Below are 20,603 nucleotides of genomic sequence, written 5' to 3' on the forward strand. Positions count from 1 at the left end.
TCGGGGGGTTACTCTTTGTCAGTCCACTTCACGGAGCCGCCCTGGGTGCTGTCGTAGTCGACCTGCCCGTCGCCAGCCAGTGCGCTGTGCGTGCCCGTGATGTCGTAGGTCTGGCGGTCGTCCTCGACCGTGATCTCGAGCGTGACGCCGTCTGACGTCGTGATCTCGAGCGGGCCGGGCGTCTCATCGTCTTCACCGTACTGACCGTCGACGTAGACGCCATTCTCCGAGTAGTACGTCTCCATCACAGGGATGGCGTTGCGCACGTCCGACTCGACGGCGCGCTTCTGGGCGGCCTCGCGCTGGTTGAGGAAGATCGGCACGGCGATCGCCACGAGGATGCCGATGATGACGATGACGACGAGAAGCTCAACAAGGGTGAAGCCCTTGTCGCCGCGGAGGCGCTTCATCGCGGGGGTGTTGTGGAGCTGCATGTGTGTCTTTCTGGTGTGGGGGATGCAAGGAGATATCAGGTCAGGCCCGGGGCGACCCAGTCGTCGCCGGCGCCGGGCGTCGCCGTCGACGCGCAGCTCGTACGGGCAAGGTCGATTGAGACGAGGTTGTTCGCGGCGTCCGCGGCGGATCCCGCCGTCGCGATGCGCGCGCCCACGAGCCGCAGCAGGTTGGCCTCGATGTTCACGTAGAGCCCCACCCCGATGTGCAGGCCGGAGGCATCGGCCGAGGTCTCATCGGAGTGCAGGCCGTTGGAAATCTCGAGCACGATCTTCGCGTCGGCCTTCTTGAGCACGAGCGTGCGCAGCAGGTCCCACAGACCGGGCACGCCGAGCCCCCGCAGCAGGTCTTCAACCGACAGCCCAACTCCGACGCGCAGCAGGTGCTCGTCAAGCGAGACGTCTGCCAGCGGGCCGAGGTTGCCGTCGAACGTCGTGAGGTCAACGGCGCCGAGGCCGACGACGGGCTGCCCGGCGATGCTCACGTCGAGCGCTCCCGTGCCCTCGGCGACGCCAACGGTGACGACTCCGCCAAGCAGGCTCAGACCCGCCGACGAGGCGGCCGCGCGGGGCACCCCCTCCCCGACGACCGTGCAGGTCGTCGACGATGTCAGGGCGTCAAGTCTCAGTAGGTCGATGCCGAGCAACCCGAGGTCGAGGCCGGCAACCTGCGACTGCGCCACGAGGTCGTAGCCGGACGCCGTCGAGACGGATTCGGTGAGGCCGTGGACGGTTCCGAGTGCGAGCTTCAGGATGCCTAGATCCGCGCCGACCGTGATCGGCGATGCATAACAGGTGCCGCTCGTATCTGTGCAACTCGCGGGGTTCCCGCTCGACGGACTGCTCCCCGCGGCGAGCGCGAACGGCTCGCGCGAGGGGCTCTCCGACGTCGGAGTCCCGGCCGTCGAGTCGCCCGCGACGGCGCCAAGGAGCGGGTTCACCACAGCCGCGGGAATACCGTTGAGCGCCGAAGTCACGGGCGTCAGGATGTTGTTGATGATCGGGTTCAGCGCCCACCCGAGCAGCCCGCCGACGAGCGAGTCTGGCGGCAGCGACACCTCGAGACCGAAGCTCCCGCGGTTGACCTGCCAGCCGGTCGAGCTCGCGGTCGCGTCGGATCCGGGTTCCGTCTCCGCGGCCGCCGCAGGCGCCACCACCCCCACCAGCATCGCCACGACCACGACCGGCGCGAGCACCCGCTGCAGAAACTTCTTCATCGCGAACCTCACGAGATCTGGCCGTAAATCGAGAACATGGGCAGGTACAGCGCGATCACCATTCCGCCGGTGACGACGCCGAGCACGACGATCAGCAGAGGCTCGAGCAGCGAGGTGAGCGCGTCGGTCGTGGTCTCGACCTCGTCGTCGTAGAACTCGGCAACCTTCTCGAGCATCTGCTCGACCTGGCCGCTGTCTTCGCCCACGCGCAGCATGTGCGCGACCATGGGCGGGAAGATCTTGGCATGCTCGGTCATCGGCCCCGATAGCGAATTACCGTCGCGCACCGAGTCGCGCACGAGGGCGACAACGTCGGAGACGCGCTGATTTCCGACCGTCGCGGCGACGACGTCGAGCGCCTCGAGCACCGGAACGCCCGCGCCGAGGAGCATGCCGAGGTTTCGCGAGAACCTGCTCATCGCGACCTTCTGGTTGAGCGCGCCGAACACCGGCAGGCACAGGGCGAGCGCGTCGAGCGCGCGCCGCTGCTCCGGGATTTGCCGGGCCCGACGGAACAGCAGCACCGCGGCGATCGCGAGCGCCGCGACGGCGGGCAGGATCCACCAGAGGTTATCGCTGAGGGTCACGAGAACCTGCGTCGCGAACGGCAGCTTTCCGCCGAGATCGGCGAACATGTTTTCGAAGATTGGCACGACGAAGGCGAGCATGACCGTGACGATGACGACCATGATCCCGAGGACGACGGCCGGGTAGGTCATCGCGCTGCGCACCTTCTGGCGTAGCTTCTGCTCGTTCTCGAGGACCGTCGCGGCGCGCGCGAGCGCCTGGTCGAGGAAGCCCGCGGTTTCACCCGCTCGCGCCATGTGGCGCAGGATCGCCGGGAAAGTGTCGGGCTGTGCCGAGAACGCGTCCGACAGCGAGCTACCGGCGACGACCTCCTCGCGTACCGCCTCGACGGCGGCGCGCATCGATGGCCGCTCCGACTGATCCGCGAGGATATCGAGGCTGCGCACGAGCGGAACGCCGGCCGCGACAAGCGTCGCGAATTGGCGGATGAACAGCACGACGTCGCGCCGCGACGGGCGCGCGCCGCCGGGGCGGAGGTGGATCTCACGTTGCAGGCCACGACCCGACTCGGCGATCGACGTCGCGATGGCACCCTGGGCCTGCAGCTTCGTCGCGACGGCGTCGGCAGACTCTGCCTGCACTTCGCCCGCGATCTTCTGGCCCGTCATGTCGCGGGCCTCGTACTTATAGGCGCGCGGTGTCATCCGCCACGCCCCGTCATGCGGGCAAGCTCTGCGCCGTCGTGCGCCGCGTCGTACGCGCGCCGGTAGCTGATCGTGCCGCGCGCTACCTGTTCGGCAAGCGCCTGGTCGAAGGTCGTCATACCGTGCTCGCGACCGGCGAGCATCATCGTCGGCAGCTGGTGGGTCTTCGCCTCGCGGATCAGGCTGCGCACCGCCGGCGTGCCCGTGAGCACCTCGGCGATCAATTGGCGCCCCGCGCCCTCGGTGCGCGGCAGGAGCGTCTGCGAGATCACCATCTGCAGCGTCGCCGCCAGCTGCGTGCGCGCCTGAGCCTGCTGCTCGGCCGGGAAGACATCGATGAGACGGTCGATCGCCTCGGCGGCACCCCTCGTATGCAGGGTCGCGAGCACGAGGTGGCCGGTCTCGGCCGCCGTGATCGCTGCACGAATCGTCTCGACGTCGCGAAGCTCGCCCACGAGAATCACGTCCGGGTCCTGCCGCAATGCGTGCCGCAGCGCCGTCGCGAACCCCTCGGTGTCGACGCCCACCTCGCGCTGACTGATGACGGCGCGACCATGGCGGTGTACGAACTCGATCGGATCCTCGATCGTCACGACGCGCACCGCCCGCGACCGGTTGATCTCGTCGACGATCGCGGCGAGCGTCGTCGACTTCCCGGATCCGGTGGGCCCCGTCACGAGCACGAGGCCGCGCTGCATGCGGGTGACGTCGCCGAGCGCGGCGGGGCCCGCGAGCCGCTCGAGGCGCGGGACCTCGTGCGGGATCGCGCGGAGCACGGCCCCGACGCGGCCGCGCTCGAGATGCAGGTTCACGCGGAAGCGGGCGAGGTCCGGAATGTCGAGGGCGAAGTCGCGCTCGTGATGCGCCTCAAAGTCGGCCCAGCCGGCGTCGTCGACGCACGGCCGCACGAGCGACGCGATGTCGCCGGAGGTGAGCTCCGCGGATCCGTCGAGCGCGAGCGGCACGAGCTCGCCGTCGACGCGGACCATCGGCGTCTGATCCGCCGCGAGGTGCAGGTCGCTCGCCCCCTGCGCCAGTGCGACGCGCAACAGCTCGACGAGCGCCGCGGGGTCGCGGAGCGCCCGTCGCTGCGTCGCGTGCGCGCGCGTTGTGGGCACAGCAGTAGCAAGCAAATGGTCCTCGATTGATACGACACGCGGTGGAGCCACGTGGTGGAGCGGTATCTGCAGGCCATCTTAGCGGAGCCGATATGACGTCTACCACCGCGCATTCGCGGTCATCGCGCGACGCGCAGCACCTCGAGCGCGGTCGTCACGCCGTCCCTCGCCTTGATGAAGCCGTCGTCGCGCAGAGAGCGCATCCCCTCGGCTTCTGCCGCGCGACGCAACTCGAGCGTCGAGGCGCCGCTGACGATCATGCCCTCGATCTCCTCACTCACGGCCATCATCTCGTGTAGGGCTACGCGGCCGCGGTAGCCCGTCTCGGCGCACATACGGCACCCCACCGGGGCGAAGAGGGTGTCGGGCACGCCGATGCGATCGGCCGGCCACCCGATGCGGTCAAGCTCCTCCGGAGTCGGCGCGTACTCTTCGCGGCACCACGTGCACAGGCGCCGCGCGAGGCGCTGGGCCGCGACGAGGTCGAGCGAGGCGCCCAGCAGGAAGGGCTCGATGCCCATCTCGCGCAGGCGCGTCGGGGCGCTCGGTGCGTCGTTGGTGTGCAGCGTCGTCAGCACGAGGTGGCCCGTGAGTGCCGCCTCGATCGCGAGCTGCGCGGTCTGGCGGTCGCGGATCTCTCCGACGAGCAGCACGTCGGGGTCGGCGCGGAGCAGCGCGGGAAGCGCCTCGACAAACGTCAGCCCGGCCTTCGGGTTGATCTGCATCTGGTTGACGCCGTCGAGTCGGTACTCGACCGGATCCTCAACCGTGATGATGTTCACCTCTGGCCTGCTCAGCTGTTGGAGCGCCGCGTAGAGGGTCGTCGACTTTCCGGATCCGGTCGGGCCCGTCACGAGGATGAGGCCGTGGGGCTTCTCGAGCGCCGTGCGCAGCAGCCGGCCGTGGCGCTTCGTGAGGCCGAGCGAGTCGATGCGGCGAGCACCCTGCTCGTTGTCGAGCACGCGCAGCACGGCCTTCTCGCCGCGCACCGTCGGCATCGTCGCGAGGCGCAGGTCGACGACGCGGCCGTCATGCGGGAACGAGATGCGGCCGTTCTGCGGCATGCGGCGCTCGGCGATATCGAGCGAGGCCATGACCTTGAGGCGCGTGATGAGGGCGCGCACGACGCCGGAGGGCATCGACTCGACCTCGTGCAGCACGCCGTCGATGCGGAATCGCACCCGAACCTCGTCGTCGAGGGGTTCGATGTGGACGTCGCTCGCGCCGTTGCCAATCGCGCGGCGCAGGAGCTCGGATACGTAGCGGATGACGGGCTCGTCGCTCTCGACGAGGGGCGCGTCGCTCGGTGCCTCGAATCCATCGCCCGCGAAGCCGAGCGCGTTCTGCGACTGGCTATAGCCGTCGAGGGCGCGGCGGAGGTCGTCAGCGGGCGCCACGACGAGGCGGGGCTCGCGGCCCGTCGCCGCGCGGACATCATCGATCGCGACGACGTCGCCCGGATCCGCGGTCGCGACCGTCACGCTGTCTTCGGTGGCGGCGATGATCACAACGCCGTGCCTACGCGAGAGGGCGAGCGGGAGCTCGCGCATCGCGACCGGGTCGGCCTCCCCCGCCGAGAGATCGACGACCTCGAGGCGCCACTCCTGCGCGACCGCGCGCGCGACGTCCAGGCTCGTGACGAGGCCGTCGGCGACGAGCACATCGGTCGGATCCTTGCCCCGTTCGGCCGCCTGGGCGAGCGATGCCTCCGCGGCCTCGACGCGGTCGGGCGACGTCGTGCCCAGCTGCTCGAGCAGAATTCGAGCCGTCCGCAACCCCGCCATGATCTCCCTTACGCCCCCACGTTTTGAGTCAGGATATCGAAGCGCGGCATCCGCCACGCGCGGGAGTCGCCCGCGATTCGCGCTGAATCGACGGCGCATGTAGACTAATTGAGTTGTCGCGGGATATGGCGCAGCTTGGTAGCGCGCCTCGTTCGGGACGAGGAGGTCGCAGGTTCAAATCCTGTTATCCCGACAATACGAAGGCCGGAGCATAACGCTCCGGCCTTTTTCGTGCGCCCACCCAACGCACAACTCTGCAATTCTCCGCGCCCTCATCAGCGATTCGCTGATGAGTTGGCGGAGAATTGCAGAGTGGGGGGTTAGTTCTGCACCGGGGCGAGGCGCGTGAGCTGCGTCACGTGGCGCGGCTCGAGCTCCTCGATCGACGAGACACCCAGCAGAGCCATCGTGCGGCGCACCTCGCTCGAGAGGATCTCGATCATGCGGTCGACGCCCTCGCGCCCACCGGCCATGAGGCCATAGAGGTACGCGCGGCCGACGAGCGTGAACTTGGCGCCGAGGGCCATCGAGGCGACGATGTCCTGGCCGTTCATGATGCCGGTGTCGACCATGACGGTCGCGTCCTTGCCGACCTCCTTCACGACCTGCGGCAGCAGGCGGAAGGGAATGGGCGCGCGGTCCATCTGGCGGCCGCCGTGGTTCGACAGGATGATGCCGTCGACGCCCTCATCGATGAGCTTGACCGCGTCGGGCACGTTCTGCACGCCCTTCACGACGAGCTTGCCCGGCCACATCTCGCGGATGACCTTGAGGTCTTCGTAGCTGATGGTCGGATCCATCGCCGAGTTGAGCAGGTCACCCACGGTGCCGCCCGTCGTCGACAGCGACGCGAACTCGAGCTTCGGCGTCGTGAGGAAGTCGATCCACCACCAGGGGCGGGGCAGGGCGTTGGCGATCGTGCCGAGCGAGAGCTGCGGCGGGATCGAGAAGCCGTTGCGGCCGTCGCGCAGGCGGTTACCGGCGATCGGGGTGTCGACCGTGAACTGCAGGGTGTCGAAGCCCGCCTTCGCGGCGCGCTCGACGAGGCCGTACGAGATCTCGCGGTCGCGCATGACGTAGAGCTGGAACCAGTTGCGGCCGTCGGGGTTGGCCTTCTTCACGTTCTCGATCGACGTGGTGCCGAGGGTCGAGAGCGTGAAGGGGATGCCCGCGGCGCCCGCGGCGCCGGCGCCGGCGGTCTCGCCCTCGGTCTGCATCAGGCGGGTGAAGCCCGTCGGCGCGATACCGAACGGCAGCGCCGAGGTGCCGCCGAGGATCTCGGTCGTCGTGTCGACGTTGGCGGCGGGCTTCAGGATGTCGGGGTGGAACTCAATGTCTTCGAACGCCTGGCGGGCGCGCTGCATCGACAGCTCCTGGTCGGCCGCACCGTCGGTGTAGTCGAACGCCGCCGCGGGGGTGCGGCGCTTCGCGATGGTGCGCAGGTCGTAGATCGTGTACGCCTTCTTCAGGCGTGCGTCCTTACCGAACTCCGGCAGCTTGATCTTGAGGAATTCCATCACCTCGGTGGGCTTCGGGAATTGGCGCTGGACCATATGGATACCTTCCTTATGCGCGCGTCTGCGCGTAATAACCGTTGATGTGGTCGTGGATCCGCGTGCGTGCCTCGTCGACATCGCCAGCGGAGATCGCGTCGAGCACGCCGCGGTGCTCGCGCTGAAGCCGTGCGCGCGCGGCTTCCCAGTCGTCGATCTCGTGCGCACGCGATTGCACGTACGTCTCGATCGCGGCGCGCAGGCCGGTCATGATCGCGGCGAAGACCGCGTTGCCGGTCTCCTCCGCGAGGAGGCCGTGGAACCTGGCGTCGAGCGCCAGGAACTCGTCGGGGGTGAGCGTCTCGTCGTCCATCGCGTCGAGCAGCTCGGATCCGGTGGCCGGCGCGCGGCGCGCGGCCGCCAGTTTCGCGGCGACGGACGTTTCGAGAACGAGGCGTGTCTCGACGACATCGTCGAAGTCGAACGCCTGCGCGGCCGCCTGCAGGCCGAGCACCTGGGCGAGCCCGGAGGCGGCCGCGGTCGTGATGACCGCGCCCGAGCGCGGTCCGGATCCGGTTGCCGTGTGCAGCACGCCCATCACCTCGAGAACGCGTAGCGCCTCGCGGACGCTCGAGCGACCGACGCCGAGCTGGGTCGCGAGGTCGCGCTCCCCCGGCAGCCGGTCGCCGGGGCCGAGGTCGCCGGATCGAAGCTGGCGCTCGACGTGCGACAGCACGACGCGCCACGCCTTGGCTTCCGCCATGCGATCCTCCCGATGTGGTGTGGTCTGACCACAGTAACGCCACTCACACCCGGTGAGCAAACGGGCATGTGTCGCCATATTGCGGGCCGTTTTGGAGCGAGCGCGTATGATCACTCATCCTGGAAGGCATGTCCACACTCGATATCACGCGTTCTAGCGCGCCCGCAGGCGCCGTTCGCCTCACCGATGTCGAGCGCACCTTCCCCACGAAGGACGGCGCCCGCACTGTCCTGCGCGACGTGGACATCGAGCTCTCGCCGGGCGAAATCGTCGCCGTCGTCGGCCCCTCGGGCTGCGGCAAGTCGACGCTGCTTCGCCTCGTCGGCGGCCTCGACCGCGCGACCGCCGGATCCATCACCCTCGACGGATCCGTCACGCACGCGCACGACGAATCGACCGCGATCGCGTTCCAGGAGCCGCGCCTGCTGCCCTGGCGCACCATCGCCCAGAACGTCGCCCTGGGGCTGCCCCGCGGCACGAAGAAGGCCGACGCGAAGGCGCGCGTCGCCGAGCTGCTCGAGCTCGTCGGCCTGACGCACGCGGCCGACCAGCGCCCGCGCGAGGTGTCCGGCGGCATGGCGCAGCGCGCCTCGCTCGCCCGTGCCCTCGCCCGCAGCCCCCGCGTGCTCCTGCTCGACGAGCCGTTCGGCGCCCTCGACGCGCTCACGCGCCTCAAGATGCACGACCTGCTGCTCGAAATCCACCGCGCGCAGCCCACGACGATCCTCCTCGTGACGCACGACGTCGAGGAGGCCCTGTATCTCGCCGACCGCGTCCTGCTGCTCCGCAACCTGCACGCCGCGGCGCCCGAGCGCCCGCGCGCGCAGGTCGTCGCCCTCGGATCCGGGGCCGCGATCGGCGCGGCCGGATCCGCCGGCGCCCACGAGTCGACCGCGCACCAGGTCGCTCACGCGCCCGACCGCAGCGGATCCGTCGCCCGCGTCATCACCGTGCCGGGCGAGCGCCCGCGCGACCGCGCGGCGCGCGCCATCACAGACCTGCGCTCGAGCCTGCTGGACGGGCTCGGCGTGCACCACCACAACACCCACACCTCCAAGGAGAACGCATGAGCACCATTTCCCGCCGTTTCATTCCCGCGACCGCCGTCGCCGGTGTGATGGCAATGATGCTCGCCGGCTGCGTGCAGGGTGAGAACAGCGACGCATCGACCGACTCGGCCGCCGAGACGAACGACAACGCCCCCGCGGAGGGCTCCGTCGAGGCGCCCGAGGGCGGCTGGTCGAGCGACACCCTCTCGATCGACTGGGCCACCTACAACCCGCTGAGCCTCGTGATCAAGGAGCAGGGTCTGCTCGAGGACAAGCTCGGCGACGACGTCACGGTCGAGTGGCTGCAGTCGGCCGGCAGTAACAAGGCCAACGAGCTGCTGCGCTCCGGATCCGTCGATGTCGGATCGACCGCCGGATCCGCCGCGCTCTTCGCGCGCGCGAACGGCTCGCCGATCAAGGTCATCGACATTTACTCGCAGCCGGAGTGGTCGGCGATCGTCGTCGGCCCCGATAGCGACATCACCTCGATCGAAGACCTCAAGGGCAAGCAGGTCGCCGCGACCAAGGCGACCGACCCCTACTTCTTCCTGCTGCAGGCGCTCGAGGCCGGCGGCCTCTCGCTCGACGACGTCACGGTGCAGAACGTGCAGCACGCGGACGGCCGCGCGCTGCTCGATGGCGGATCCGTCGACGCGTGGGCGGGCCTCGACCCGATCATGGGCGCGGCCGAACTCGAGTCGGGCGACCAGCTGATCTACCGCAACGTCGACTTCAACACCTACGGCTTCCTCAACGCGACGGAAGACTTCATCGACAACCACGCCGACCTCGCGCAGGTCGTCGTCGACACGTACGAAGAGGCCCGCGAGTGGGCGCTCGAGAACCCGGACGAGACGGCCCAGCTGCTCGCCGACGCCGCGACGATCGACATCGAGGTCGCGAAGACCGTGATCAACGAGCGCTCGAACCTCGACGTCTCGGGCGTTCCCGGCCAGGCCCAGGTCGACGTGCTGAACACGATCGCGCCGATCATCGCCGAGTCGGGCGACGTCTCGGGCGGCCAGGAGGTCCTCGACAAGGCGATCAGCGAGATCGTCTTCGACGAGTTCGCGGTCGAGGCGACTTCGTGACGCACGACCAACTTCAGGCCACAGGGGCGGAGCGTCAGCTCACGCCCCTGTGGTCGCGTACGTGGGTGAAGATCGCCGGCGGATTCGTCGTGCCGATCGTCATCATCGCGGCGTGGCAGATCGCGACCGTCGGCGGCTTCGTTCCCCCGTATCGCCTTCCCACGCCGTGGTCGGTCGTCGAGGCCGCGCAGGAGCAGATCCAGCGCGGCGACCTCTGGCTGCACATCGCGATCTCGACGCAGCGCGTCGTCGTCGGCTTCCTCGTCGGGTCCGTCATCGCGCTCGCGTTCGCCGCGATCGTCGGCCTCTCGAAGGTCGGCGGCGTGCTCTTCGCCCCGACGCTCGTGGCCCTCCGCGCCGTGCCCTCGCTCGCGTGGGTTCCGCTGCTCATCCTCTGGCTGCAGGTCGGCGAGGAATCGAAGATCACCCTCGTCGCGATCGGTGCGTTCTTCCCCGTCTACACGACCGTCGCCGACGCGCTGCGCCACGTGAACCCGCAGCTCGTCGAGGCCGGTCGCTCGTTCGGGCTCCGCGGCTGGAGCCTCTTCCGCACCGTGCAGCTTCCCGCCGTCGTGCCCTCGGTCGTCTCGGGCCTGCGCCTCGCGCTCGCCCAGGCCTGGCTGTTCCTCGTCGCCGCCGAGCTCCTCGGCGCCTCGATGGGCCTCGGCTGGATGCTCAACGACTCCCAGCAGACCGGTCGCGTCGACCGGATCCTGCTCGCTATTGTCTTGCTTGCCCTCCTGGGCACCATCTCGAACGCGATCCTCGTCATGTTCGAGAAGGCCGTTCTGAAAAGGTGGTTGTGATGACTGAGCTTCGCCTGAACGAGACGCGCACCTTCCCGGCGCCGGCGGCCTTCTCCGCGCAGGCGAACGTCGACGCGTCGATCTACGAGACCGCAAACGCGGATCCGGTCGCCTTCTGGGAGGGCGCGGCCCGCCGCCTCGACTGGGCCGAGCCCTGGCACACGGCGCACACGTGGGATCCGTCGATCCCGGCCGCGCAGTGGTTCGTCGGCGGCAAGATCAACGTCGCCTACAACTGCGTCGACCGCCACGTCGTCGCGGGTAACGGCGACAAGGTCGCGCTGTACTTCGAGGGCGAGCCCGGCGACCGCGAGGCCGTCAGCTACGCCGAGTTGCAGCGCCGCGTCGCGCAGGCCGCAAACGGCCTGCTGTCGCTCGGCATCGGCCCCGGCGACCGCGTCGTCGTCTACCTTCCGGTGCTCGTCGAGACCGTCGTCATCGCCCTCGCCTGCGCCCGCATCGGCGCCGTGCACTCGCTCGTCTTCGGCGGCTTCTCGGCCGACGCCGTGCGCTTCCGCCTCGAAGACACGGGCGCGAAGCTGCTCGTGACGACCGACGGCCAGAACCGCCGCGGCAAGCAGGTCGAGGTCAAGAGCGCCGCCGACGAGGCCGCGGCAGACCTGCCCGACCTCGAGCACGTCCTCGTGGTGCGCCGCACCGGCCAGGACGTGCCGTGGACCGACGGGCGGGACGTCTGGTGGCACGACGTCGTCGAGACGCAGCCCGACACCCACGAGGCCGAGGCGTTCGACTCCGAGCACCCGCTGTTCATCATCTACACCTCGGGCACCACCGGTAAGCCGAAGGGCCTCGTCCACACCGTCGGCGGATACCTGACGCACACGAGCTGGGCGCACTGGGCACACTTCGACGCCAAGCCCGACGACGTGCACTGGTGCACCGCCGACCTCGCGTGGGTCACGGCCCACACCTACGAGATCTACGGCCCGCTGTCGAACGGCCTCACGCAGGTCATCTACGAGGGCACGCCCGATACGCCGCACCAGGCCCGCCACCTCGAGGTCATCGAGCGCTACGGCGTCACCGTCTACTACACGGCGCCGACGCTCATCCGCACCTTCATGACGTGGTTCGGCGAGAACATCCCGACCGACTACGACATCTCGTCGCTGCGCCTGCTCGGCACCGTCGGCGAGGCGATCAACCCCGAGGCGTGGGTGTGGTTCCACCGCAACTACGGCCGCGGCGAGTGCCCCATCATCGACACGTGGTGGCAGTCGGAGACCGGCGCCGCGATGATCGTTCCGCTTCCCGGCGTCACGACGCTGAAGCCCGGATCCGCGACCGTTTCGCTCCCCGGCATCGACATGGCCGTCGTCGACGAGGCCGGCGACCCCGTCGCCCCCGGTCGCTCCGGCACCCTCGTGTCGCGCCACCCGTGGCCCGGCATGGCCCGCACCGTGTGGGGCAACCCCGAGCGCTACAAGCAGTCGTACTGGTCGCAGTACGCCGACCGCGGCTACTACGTCGCGGGTGACGGCGCGACGATCGACGAGGACGGCTACATCTGGATCCTCGGCCGCCTCGACGACGTCGTCAACGTCTCGGGCCACCGGCTCTCGACGATCGAGATCGAGTCGTCGCTCGTCTCGCACGCCGGCGTCGGCGAAGCCGGCGTCGCGGGCGTCCACGATCCCCTTACGGGACAGGCCGTGGTCGCGTTCGTGACCGCAGGATCCGCGGGCACCGCCGACCCCGACGAGCTTCGCCGCCAGGTGACACACGACATCGGCCCGATCGCGAAGCCGAATTACATCGTCTTCGTCGACGAGATTCCCAAGACGCGCTCGGGCAAGATCCTGCGCCGCCTGCTCGCGCAGGTGTGGCAGGGCGATACGCTCGGCGATACGACGAGTTTGCAGAACCCCTGGGCCGTTGACGGCGTGAAGCTCGCCGTTGCGACCCACCAGAAGGAGAACTCATGAGCGAGCATCAGTTCGGCTTCCGCACGCGTGCGCTGCACGCCGGCGGCACCCCCGACGCCACGACCGGCGCGCGCGCCGTGCCGATCTACCAGACGTCGTCGTTCGTGTTCGACGACGCCAAGGACGCCGCGAACCTCTTCGCGCTGCAGAAGTACGGCAACATCTACTCGCGCATCGGCAACCCGACCGTCGCGGCCTTCGAAGAGCGCGTCGCATCGCTCGAGGGCGGCATCGGCGCGGTCGCCACGGCCAGCGGAATGGCCGCCGAGTACATCACCTTCACGGCGCTCCTCGGCGCCGGCGACCACGTCGTCGCGTCGGCGCAGCTCTACGGCGGCACCGTCACGCTGCTCGACGTGACCCTGCGCCGCCTCGGCATCGAGACGACGTTCGTCGAGAGCGACGACCCCGAAGACTTCCGCAAGGAGATCCGCGAGAACACCAAGGTGGTCTACGCCGAGGTCATCTCGAACCCCGGCGGCGAGGTCGCCGACCTCGAGGGCCTCGCCAAGGTCGCGCACGACAACGACATCCCGCTCGTCGTCGACTCGACCCTCGCGAGCCCCTACCTGCTGCGCCCGATCGAGCACGGCGCCGACATCGTGATCCACTCGGCCACGAAGTTCATCGGCGGCCACGGCACCACCCTCGGTGGCGTCGTCGTCGAGTCCGGAAAGTTCAACTGGGGCAACGGCAAGTTCCCGACGATGACCGAGCCGGTCAAGTCGTACGGCGGCATCCGCTGGTGGGACAACTTCGGCGAGTACGGATTCCTCACGAAGCTCCGCAGCGAGCAGCTGCGCGACATCGGTCCGTCGCTGAGCCCCCAGTCGGCGTTCATCCTGCTGCAGGGCGTCGAGACGCTGCCGCAGCGCATGGACGCGCACGTCGCGAACGCGCGCGCCGTCGCCGAATGGCTCGCCTCGGATCCCCGCATCTCGTACGTCACGTGGTCGGGCCTCGACGAGCACCCGCACTTCGAGCGCGCGCAGAAGTACTTCCCCCTCGGCCCCGGATCCGTCTTCGCGTTCGGCGTGCGCCCCTCCGGCGAGTTCGCCTCCGAGGAGGAGCGCATGGTCGCCGCCCGCGCGACTGGCGAGAAGCTCATCGAATCCGTGCAGCTCGCGAGCCACCTCGCGAACGTCGGCGACGCCCGCACGCTGATCCTGCACCCCGCCACCACGACCCACCAGCAGCTCTCGCCCGAGCAGCTCGCGGCCGCCGGCGCCCCCGCCGACCTGATCCGTTTCTCGGTCGGCCTCGAGGATCCGGAAGACATCATTTGGGACCTCGACCAGGCCCTCACGATCGCCACGGGGGAATCCCGATGAACGCCCGCGCGTTGACCCTTGCAGGAGGTATCCGATGACCGATGCATGTGAGTTCACTCCCCCGGCAGACGCCTGCGCGTTCACGCCGCCCACGCCCGTCTCCACCGACGTGGATCCCGCCCACGCCGGGCGCACCTGGCAGGGCCCGGGCGCGGGAGCCCGCCTCGGGATCCTTCGCCGCACGAAGTCGATCGCGATCGTCGGCGCATCGAACAACCCGGCGCGCGCGAGCTACTTCGTCAGCACCTACCTGCTGTCGAGCTCGCCGTTCGACGTGTACTTCGTGAACCCGCGCGAGACGTCGATCCTCGGCCAGCCCGCCTACGCGTCGCTGCAGGACCTGCCGGTCGTTCCCGACATCGTCGACGTGTTCCGCAAGCATGATGACCTGCCGGGCGTCGCCCGCGAGGCCGTCGAGGTCGGCGCGAAGACGCTGTGGCTGCAGCTCGGATCCTGGAACGAGGAGGCCGCCGCCATCGCCGAAGACGCCGGCCTATCGGTCGTCATGGACCGCTGCGTCAAGATCGAGCACGCCCGCTTCCACGGCGGCCTGCACCTGTCGGGCTTCGACACCGGAGTCATCTCGTCGAAGCGCCAGGTCGTTTCGCGGTAGTTCTTGTCATTCGTGGGGCCCGCTTCGGCGGGCCCTTCGTGTTGGGTGGGGCTTTGGTCCGGTGCTGCGGAGTTGGCCCCTAACTGCGGAGGATCCCTCGGGATTGTTCCGCAGATCGGGGCCACTTCCGCACTTCGGGTCAGCAGCCTGCCGAGCCCTAGCTGCGGGGATGAACCCTTACTGCGGAGGATTCCTCCGGCCGGCTCCGCAGATCGGGGCCACTTCCGCAGTTCGGGACCACCTACCCGCCTCCAGGCCTGTACCGCGCGGGGCCCTGGTCCCGTACTGCGGAGATGAGCCCAAAGTGCGGAGGATCCCTCGATCTTGTTCCGCAGATCGGGGCCACCTCCGCAGCTACGGGTCAGCAACCCGCCGAGCCCTAGCTGCGGGGATGAACCCTTACTGCGGAGGATCCCTCGGCCCGGATCCGCAGATCAGGGCCACTTCCGCAGTTCGGGGTCAGTCCTCGCGGTGGTAGCCGTGCATGTCGAGTTGCGGCTCGTTGATCCAGACCTCGCCGATGCCGTCGGGATCCGGGAAGCGGACCGTGCGACCGTAGGCCTCGTCGATGATCGCGGCATCGAAACCCGCGTCGCGCAGTGACGCCGCGAGGTGCTCGAGTTCGAGCGCGACAAACGAGGGGCCGACCGACTCCGCGTCCGCGTGGTGAAGACCGACGGATCCGGAGTTGCTCGCGAAATCGACCCAGCCGCCGCGGTCGGCGGCGATGCTCGCGCGCAGCCCGAGCGCCTCCAAGATCCGGCGCGGGCGGTCGATATCGGGGGCGAACCAGATCGGCTGCATCGCCAGCGCACCCTCGCGAGCGGGCACGGATCCCTCCGCGATCGTGATCCCGGGGACCTTGAGCAGGTCGCCGACGCCCTCCATGAGTTCACGGGTGACACCCCAGTCGGCAAGCGCGCTTTCGGCGTCGTCGAGGCTGTCTACGAGCAGGTGCAGGTCGACGGATCCGGCGGGGTGCGCGTCGGTCGCGTGATGGATCGCAAGCGAGCCCTGCCCATGAAACTCGGCCCACTCGGGCGTCGCCGGGTAGGGCGCGACGAGCCCCATTGCCTCGGCCATCCGGTGCCACGCCGCGGTGTCACGCGCGTAGACAATCTGCTGAACCGCGGTCATTTCTCCGCCTCTTCCTCGAGTTCGGCGCGCAGCACCCGCTCGACGAGGGCAGACAGGCTGATGCCCTCGTCAATCGCGCGATGCTTGACCTCGCGCACGAGGTCTTTCGGCAGGTACACGTTGAACTGCGCCTTATCGCTTGCTATCATGCTAGCAATTTAGCAATCGCTTCTCGTGGGCGCAACGCCAGGGCCCGTCGACAAACCTCACGCACACCAAGGGTCGCCAAAAAATGCCGCTTCCGGGGCACCCGGGGCGGCATTTTTTGGCGACCCAAACTTAGGCGAGGAGGGCGTGGTGGGCCAGGCGATACCCCACATACGCGGGCGCCGCGGCAGCGATGTTGCCGGCGGCGTGGAGCGCGAGCTTCGCGACGAGGTCGTCGAACATCAGCCGGTTGTCGATCAGGTCGTAGACCCGCACGAACGACTCGGCCGCCGGATCCGTCGCCGCGCGCGGCGCGTACGTGCCGTCAGCAGCGATCGCGGGCCGGTGGTAGTCGTGGAACGTCGACGACGACGGCGAGGGCTGGAACGACGACTGCAGGGTGCTCAGCAGCACGAGCGGGCTGTCGCCCAGCACGTACGTCTCTCCCAGATCCATGCCGTGCCGCGAGACCATCGCCGCGACCGACGCGAGCGAGTCGGCGAGGTACGCACCGAGCTCGCCGTGGGGCCGGATCCGCGTGTTGATCTCCGCGAACGACATCAGCGCGCGGCGGTACGAGTCGCGCGGCAGCTGCCAGATCGTAATCTCGGGCTGGTCGAAGACGACGCCCGCCGCGGGGATGTCGATCGCGAGGTTGTATTCGACCGGATCCGCCTGCGGGGGCGGCGTCGCGTGCTCGTACTCGAGCCCGCCGATCCACACGAGCGTGATGCGGCTCGCGATCGACGGCTCGAGAAGCAGCGCGCTCGCGAGGTCGGTGAGGCCCGCGCCCGCGCAGTAGTACAGCGGAGCGTCGGTGTCGTCGCGGAGAGCCTCCGCGATGATCGCCCGCGCGGCCTCGGTGTCGTGCGCGGATCCGTCGACGAGCGCGATCTCGGATCCGGTGAGCACCCGAACGTCGTCGCGCCCGCACCGCGCGAGCAGGTCGCGCGCGATCGCGGCGGCGTTCGCCGCCTGCGTCGCGCTCGGGTCGAATCCGTCGCCCGGGCGGAGGTGGGATCCGATCACGAACCGCAGATCCGCCGAGGGCGAGAGCGCCTGGTGGGCGAGCTGTACGAGGTCGTCCGGATCCGCGGAAAAGTCGTTATCGACGATCACGCGCGCCCGGGTCATGCGCGCACCTCGACCGGCGCGGCGTCGACCTCGGAGTCGTCGGCGGCGGGGATCCGGAAGATCCAGAAGATGCCCACGAGGCACGAGAGCAGCGTGACTCCGGCGAGCACCCAGTAGAAGCCGTTGACGTTCCAGGCGATGAGCGCGGGGGTCACGAGGGCGACGAGCGCGGCGACGAGGCGCGCGGCGAACATCGTCATGCCCTGGGCCGTCGCGCGGAACTGGGTCGGGAAGAGCTCCTGCGACCAGACCTTGTACATGGGCTCGCCCGCGATCGCACCACCGAGCGAGAAGAGCACACCGAGGGCGACGAGCGACCAGACGTGGGCGCCGAAGATGGCGACGACGGCGAAGGATCCGACATTGACGATCGTCGCGATCACGAACGCGATCTTTCGCCACTTCGTGTCAACGATGCGCATCATGATGCCGGTGCCGATGAAGCTCACGGCGAGGCCGACGAGCGAGAAGAGCGACGCGATCTGCACGGTGGATCCGGCTGCCTCGACCCACACGTAGCTCGAGAACTGGCCGTTGGTGTTGAGGGCGATCATCAGCAGCACGTAGAACAGAGCGGTCGCGATGAGCGGCCAGCGGAAGCGGCTGCTGAACAGGTCGCGGAGCGTTGCCTGCTGGGGCTTCGCGCCCGCGTTCAGGGCAATGTTCTGCGTCTCGGTCCAGGTCTTAGACTCTGGGAGGCCCATGCGGAAGATGAGCACGAGCGCCGCGATGACCAGCACGTGGATGTTGTAGATGCGGCCGCCGAGCGTGCCGAGCCCGCCGAACACGGATCCGATCACCAGCACCGCGACGATGCCGATCAGCCAGAGGTACTGCGAGTAGGTGATCATCTTGCCGACCTTGCCCTCGGGCGCCGTCTCGGCAATCATCGCGAGCGACACGGGGAGGTCGGCTCCGGCGCCGGCGCCGAGCAGAATCACGCCCGCGTAGAGCATCGCCGGGTTGATCGCGAAGCTCATGAGCACCGCACCGATGACGAGCAGGATCATCGTCGCCGAGAACACGCGGCGACGGCCGAGGCGGTCACCGAGGCGTCCGCCCGTCAGCGCGCCGATCGCGAAGCAGACCGTGAGGAGCGCGTTCAGCTGCCCGATCTGGTTGCCCGAGAGGCCGAAGTCGTCTTGATACAGCACCAGCGCGGATCCGGTACCGACGGTGATCGCACCGTCGAGATACGACGCCATTCCGGCGATCGTGGCGGACCACCAGCTGCTTCGGGCAGTGCGGGCTTGTGACATGACTCTCCTTCGAGCGCGACCGGATGGCATTCCACGGACGGAAACCAAACGTTCCTCGGTATTAACTCTGCGAGTCTAAACGATTGGTCAACCGGTTTGCATCTCCGGTTCCTGGGAACGAACGTTGGGTCGCCAAAAAATGCCGCCTCCGGGTGCCCCGGGGCGGCATTTTTTGGCGACCCTCTGAAGTACGCTCGGGGAATGGAACACCGCGGCGTCAGCGCCTTTCCCCTCACCCCGTTGGACGAGGATCGCTTGGATGAGGCCGCGTACGCGGCGCTCGTTGCGCGCGTCGTGGCGTCGGGGGTCGCGACAGTGACGGCGCTCGGGTCCACGGGATCCTACGCATACTGCTCCCGCGACGAGCGCGCGGCCGCAATCGCGATCGCAGTGGAGAACGCGGGTGCGACGCCCGTTCTCGCCGGCATCGGCGCCACCCGCACGCGCCACGTCATCGAGCACGCCGACGACGCGGCGTCGGCGGGAGCCGCCGCACTGCTGCTCGCTCCGGTGTCGTATCAGCCGCTCGGCGACGACGAGGTCTTCGGCCTCTTCCGCGACGTGGCCTCGGCCACCGACCTCCCCATCGTCATCTACGACAATCCGCGCACAACCGGGTACACCTTCACACCCGAGATGTACGCGCGCGTCGCGGAGCTGCCGCGCATCGCGTCGATCAAGGTTCCCGGGCGTCCGCTCGCCGAGGCCGCTCCCCTGCTCGAGCGGATCCGGTCACTGGTGCCGCCGCACGTATCGGTTGGATTCTCGGGCGACGGGTTCGCGGTCGGGTGCCGCGAGGCGGGCTACGACGCCTGGTATTCGGTGCTCGCGGGAACGCTGCCCGAGATCGCGCTTCGCGTCTGGGAGACGGGAGACGACGCCGCGCTGAATCCGCTGTGGGATCTCTTCGCCGAGGCGGGCGGCGGGCTCCGCGTGATGGCCGCCATCGCCGAGCAGAATGGCTGGGCCGCGCCCGCGTGCCTCCCGCGCCCGCTCATCGGGCTCACGGATCCGCAGCGCGCCCGGCTGGCGGACATCCTCGCGCACCTCGGCATGTAGTTGGGTCGCCAAAAAATGCCGCCTCCGGGTGCCCCGGGGCGGCATTTTTTGGCGACCCTCGAAGTTAGACCCTGTGGAGTTAGACCTGGCGGAGGCGCACGGTGTTGCCGGCCGGGTCGCGGAAGGCGCAGTCGCGCACGCCGTAGGGCTGGTCGGTCGGCTCCTGGATGACCTCGACCGACGGGTGCGCCTGGATCCGCGCGAAGTCGGTGTCGACGTCGTCGGAGCCGAGCAGGATCCAGCCGAAGCTGCCCTTCGCCATGAGGTCGCTGATGGCCTGGCGCTCGCCATCGGAGATTCCGGGATCCGCGAACGGCGGCTGCAACAGAATGCAGGTGTCGGGCTTTCCGGCGGGGCCAACGGTGATCCAGCGCATATCGCCCTGGCCCACCTCGCTGCGCACCTCGAAGCCGACGGCGTCGCGCCAGAAGACCAGCGAGGCCTCGGCGTCGACGAGCGGAAGGGCGGTGGTGTGAATCGTCATGTTCGTCATGACAACCACGCTATTGGGGTGCGAGCGGCGGCGCTTCTCGATTCCTGACCGGTCTCGCGGCCTGCTTCACGACGCAAGACGGCAGGTGTTGCGGATCCGTCTTCGCGCGTTCGCGGAACTCGCTCGGCGACATCCCGACGAGCTCGCGGAAGCGGGTGCTGAAGGTGCCGAGCGACGAGGATCCGACGGCGAAACACGCCTCGGTCACGCTCACGTCGCCGCGGCGCAGGAGCGCCATCGCGCGCTCGATGCGCCGCGTCATGAGGTAGGAATAGGGTGACTCGCCATACGCGCGCTTGAACTCTCGGCTGAGGTGCCCCGCCGACATGTGCACGAGGCGCGCGAGCTGCTCGACATCGAGGGGCTGCGCATAATCGCGATCCATCGCATCGCGCACCCGACGCATCGCCACAAGATCAGGATTCAGCTCCACCTGCCCACCCCTCCCTCTCACACGCAAAAGTACCCGTCGAAGATGA

General features: G+C 68.9%; 20 protein-coding genes and 1 tRNA gene. 8 read left to right on the top strand and 13 right to left on the bottom strand.

The window, feature by feature from the left end; genetic code table 11:
* Positions 1–8: 8 nt before the first annotated feature.
* The 5 genes from DTO57_RS09585 to DTO57_RS09605 form a co-directional block, all read right to left on the bottom strand.
* A complete protein-coding gene (locus tag DTO57_RS09585) occupies positions 9–434 on the bottom strand; it encodes a type IV pilin protein (protein WP_229730385.1) in 426 nt (141 codons plus the stop codon).
* Between the two features lie 35 nt (positions 435–469).
* Positions 470–1,669 carry a hypothetical protein gene (locus tag DTO57_RS09590; protein ID WP_162785727.1) on the bottom strand — a complete coding sequence of 400 codons (1,200 nt, stop codon included), beginning with the start codon at positions 1,667–1,669 and terminating at the stop codon, positions 470–472.
* 8 nt (positions 1,670–1,677) lie between these two features.
* Positions 1,678–2,901, bottom strand: a complete 1,224-nt coding sequence (locus DTO57_RS09595; protein WP_114118017.1) for a type II secretion system F family protein — start codon at positions 2,899–2,901, stop codon at positions 1,678–1,680.
* On the bottom strand, positions 2,898–4,019 hold the full coding sequence (locus tag DTO57_RS09600; protein WP_162785728.1) for a type IV pilus twitching motility protein PilT: 1,122 nt from the start codon (positions 4,017–4,019) through the stop codon (positions 2,898–2,900). Before DTO57_RS09600 ends, DTO57_RS09595 begins: the two co-directional genes overlap by 4 nt.
* Before the next feature lie 119 nt (positions 4,020–4,138).
* Positions 4,139–5,803: a GspE/PulE family protein gene (locus tag DTO57_RS09605; RefSeq protein ID WP_162785729.1), complete on the bottom strand. Its 1,665-nt coding sequence runs from the start codon at positions 5,801–5,803 to the stop codon at positions 4,139–4,141.
* A 119-nt stretch (positions 5,804–5,922) separates the two neighbouring features.
* Here DTO57_RS09605 and DTO57_RS09610 point away from each other — a divergent pair.
* Positions 5,923–5,996 (top strand) — tRNA-Pro (locus DTO57_RS09610).
* 127 nt (positions 5,997–6,123) lie between these two features.
* Here the strand turns inward: DTO57_RS09610 and DTO57_RS09615 are convergent.
* Positions 6,124–7,356 carry an alpha-hydroxy acid oxidase gene (locus tag DTO57_RS09615; protein WP_114118020.1) on the bottom strand — a complete coding sequence of 411 codons (1,233 nt, stop codon included), beginning with the start codon at positions 7,354–7,356 and terminating at the stop codon, positions 6,124–6,126.
* A gap of 13 nt (positions 7,357–7,369) precedes the next feature.
* Complete coding sequence (locus DTO57_RS09620) at positions 7,370–8,059, bottom strand: FadR/GntR family transcriptional regulator (protein ID WP_114118021.1); 690 nt, start codon at positions 8,057–8,059, stop codon at positions 7,370–7,372.
* A gap of 128 nt (positions 8,060–8,187) precedes the next feature.
* On the opposite strand from DTO57_RS09620, the gene DTO57_RS09625 reads away from it, so the two are divergent.
* From DTO57_RS09625 to DTO57_RS09650, 6 genes are read left to right on the top strand one after another with little or no spacing between them, the layout of a single operon-like run.
* Complete coding sequence (locus DTO57_RS09625; RefSeq protein WP_114118022.1) at positions 8,188–9,129, top strand: ABC transporter ATP-binding protein; 942 nt, start codon at positions 8,188–8,190, stop codon at positions 9,127–9,129.
* A complete protein-coding gene (locus DTO57_RS09630) occupies positions 9,126–10,199 on the top strand; it encodes an aliphatic sulfonate ABC transporter substrate-binding protein (RefSeq protein ID WP_114118023.1) in 1,074 nt (357 codons plus the stop codon). The genes DTO57_RS09625 and DTO57_RS09630 overlap by 4 nt, the downstream gene beginning before the upstream one ends.
* On the top strand, positions 10,196–11,005 hold the full coding sequence (locus DTO57_RS09635) for an ABC transporter permease (RefSeq protein WP_114118024.1): 810 nt from the start codon (positions 10,196–10,198) through the stop codon (positions 11,003–11,005). Before DTO57_RS09630 ends, DTO57_RS09635 begins: the two co-directional genes overlap by 4 nt.
* A complete protein-coding gene (gene acs, locus DTO57_RS09640; protein ID WP_114118025.1) occupies positions 11,005–12,951 on the top strand; it encodes an acetate--CoA ligase in 1,947 nt (648 codons plus the stop codon). Before DTO57_RS09635 ends, acs begins: the two co-directional genes overlap by 1 nt.
* Complete coding sequence (locus DTO57_RS09645; protein WP_114118026.1) at positions 12,948–14,282, top strand: O-acetylhomoserine aminocarboxypropyltransferase/cysteine synthase family protein; 1,335 nt, start codon at positions 12,948–12,950, stop codon at positions 14,280–14,282. The genes acs and DTO57_RS09645 overlap by 4 nt, the downstream gene beginning before the upstream one ends.
* Positions 14,283–14,316: 34 nt before the next feature.
* On the top strand, positions 14,317–14,895 hold the full coding sequence (locus tag DTO57_RS09650) for a CoA-binding protein (protein WP_114118027.1): 579 nt from the start codon (positions 14,317–14,319) through the stop codon (positions 14,893–14,895).
* Between the two features lie 459 nt (positions 14,896–15,354).
* Here DTO57_RS09650 and DTO57_RS09655 read toward each other — a convergent pair whose 3' ends face one another.
* The 4 genes from DTO57_RS09655 to DTO57_RS09670 all read right to left on the bottom strand — a co-directional run bounded on the left by DTO57_RS09655 (position 15,355) and on the right by DTO57_RS09670 (position 18,572).
* Entirely contained in the window at positions 15,355–16,032 is a 678-nt protein-coding gene (locus tag DTO57_RS09655) for a hypothetical protein (protein ID WP_114118028.1), read from the bottom strand.
* The gene (locus tag DTO57_RS09660; protein ID WP_114118029.1) at positions 16,029–16,181 is read right to left on the bottom strand and encodes a ribbon-helix-helix protein, CopG family; all 153 of its coding nucleotides are present in this window, start codon (positions 16,179–16,181) and stop codon (positions 16,029–16,031) included. Before DTO57_RS09660 ends, DTO57_RS09655 begins: the two co-directional genes overlap by 4 nt.
* A gap of 130 nt (positions 16,182–16,311) precedes the next feature.
* Positions 16,312–17,313, bottom strand: a complete 1,002-nt coding sequence (locus tag DTO57_RS09665) for a nucleoside hydrolase (protein WP_114118030.1) — start codon at positions 17,311–17,313, stop codon at positions 16,312–16,314.
* Entirely contained in the window at positions 17,310–18,572 is a 1,263-nt protein-coding gene (locus tag DTO57_RS09670) for an MFS transporter (protein WP_162785730.1), read from the bottom strand. The genes DTO57_RS09665 and DTO57_RS09670 overlap by 4 nt, the downstream gene beginning before the upstream one ends.
* A 201-nt stretch (positions 18,573–18,773) precedes the next feature.
* Here DTO57_RS09670 and DTO57_RS09675 point away from each other — a divergent pair, with 201 nt between their 5' ends.
* Positions 18,774–19,631, top strand: a complete 858-nt coding sequence (locus DTO57_RS09675) for a dihydrodipicolinate synthase family protein (protein ID WP_114118032.1) — start codon at positions 18,774–18,776, stop codon at positions 19,629–19,631.
* Between the two features lie 79 nt (positions 19,632–19,710).
* On the opposite strand, the gene DTO57_RS09680 is transcribed toward DTO57_RS09675, so the two are convergent.
* Both DTO57_RS09680 and DTO57_RS09685 read right to left on the bottom strand, forming a co-directional pair.
* On the bottom strand, positions 19,711–20,124 hold the full coding sequence (locus DTO57_RS09680) for a VOC family protein (protein WP_114118359.1): 414 nt from the start codon (positions 20,122–20,124) through the stop codon (positions 19,711–19,713).
* 10 nt (positions 20,125–20,134) lie between these two features.
* Positions 20,135–20,530: a helix-turn-helix transcriptional regulator gene (locus DTO57_RS09685; protein ID WP_114118358.1), complete on the bottom strand. Its 396-nt coding sequence runs from the start codon at positions 20,528–20,530 to the stop codon at positions 20,135–20,137.
* Positions 20,531–20,603 lie beyond the last annotated feature (73 nt).

Origin of the sequence: Microbacterium sorbitolivorans (genome assembly GCF_003327285.1) — a bacterium.
GTDB classification, from domain to species: Bacteria; Actinomycetota; Actinomycetes; order Actinomycetales; family Microbacteriaceae; genus Microbacterium; species Microbacterium sorbitolivorans.

Coding starts and splice junctions, on each gene's coding strand:
- DTO57_RS09655 (WP_114118028.1), bottom strand. CDS start 16,032: ATGACCGCGGTTCAGCAGATTGTCTACGCGCGTGACACCGCGGCGTGG.
- DTO57_RS09620 (WP_114118021.1), bottom strand. CDS start 8,059: ATGGCGGAAGCCAAGGCGTGGCGCGTCGTGCTGTCGCACGTCGAGCGC.
- DTO57_RS09590 (WP_162785727.1), bottom strand. CDS start 1,669: ATGAAGAAGTTTCTGCAGCGGGTGCTCGCGCCGGTCGTGGTCGTGGCG.
- DTO57_RS09650 (WP_114118027.1), top strand. CDS start 14,317: ATGACCGATGCATGTGAGTTCACTCCCCCGGCAGACGCCTGCGCGTTC.
- DTO57_RS09585 (WP_229730385.1), bottom strand. CDS start 434: ATGCAGCTCCACAACACCCCCGCGATGAAGCGCCTCCGCGGCGACAAG.
- DTO57_RS09605 (WP_162785729.1), bottom strand. CDS start 5,803: ATGGCGGGGTTGCGGACGGCTCGAATTCTGCTCGAGCAGCTGGGCACG.
- DTO57_RS09665 (WP_114118030.1), bottom strand. CDS start 17,313: ATGACCCGGGCGCGCGTGATCGTCGATAACGACTTTTCCGCGGATCCG.
- DTO57_RS09595 (WP_114118017.1), bottom strand. CDS start 2,901: ATGACACCGCGCGCCTATAAGTACGAGGCCCGCGACATGACGGGCCAG.
- DTO57_RS09675 (WP_114118032.1), top strand. CDS start 18,774: ATGGAACACCGCGGCGTCAGCGCCTTTCCCCTCACCCCGTTGGACGAG.
- DTO57_RS09670 (WP_162785730.1), bottom strand. CDS start 18,572: ATGTCACAAGCCCGCACTGCCCGAAGCAGCTGGTGGTCCGCCACGATC.
- DTO57_RS09615 (WP_114118020.1), bottom strand. CDS start 7,356: ATGGTCCAGCGCCAATTCCCGAAGCCCACCGAGGTGATGGAATTCCTC.
- DTO57_RS09625 (WP_114118022.1), top strand. CDS start 8,188: ATGTCCACACTCGATATCACGCGTTCTAGCGCGCCCGCAGGCGCCGTT.
- DTO57_RS09630 (WP_114118023.1), top strand. CDS start 9,126: ATGAGCACCATTTCCCGCCGTTTCATTCCCGCGACCGCCGTCGCCGGT.
- DTO57_RS09660 (WP_114118029.1), bottom strand. CDS start 16,181: ATGATAGCAAGCGATAAGGCGCAGTTCAACGTGTACCTGCCGAAAGAC.
- DTO57_RS09685 (WP_114118358.1), bottom strand. CDS start 20,530: ATGCGTCGGGTGCGCGATGCGATGGATCGCGATTATGCGCAGCCCCTC.
- DTO57_RS09645 (WP_114118026.1), top strand. CDS start 12,948: ATGAGCGAGCATCAGTTCGGCTTCCGCACGCGTGCGCTGCACGCCGGC.
- acs (WP_114118025.1), top strand. CDS start 11,005: ATGACTGAGCTTCGCCTGAACGAGACGCGCACCTTCCCGGCGCCGGCG.
- DTO57_RS09680 (WP_114118359.1), bottom strand. CDS start 20,124: ATGACGAACATGACGATTCACACCACCGCCCTTCCGCTCGTCGACGCC.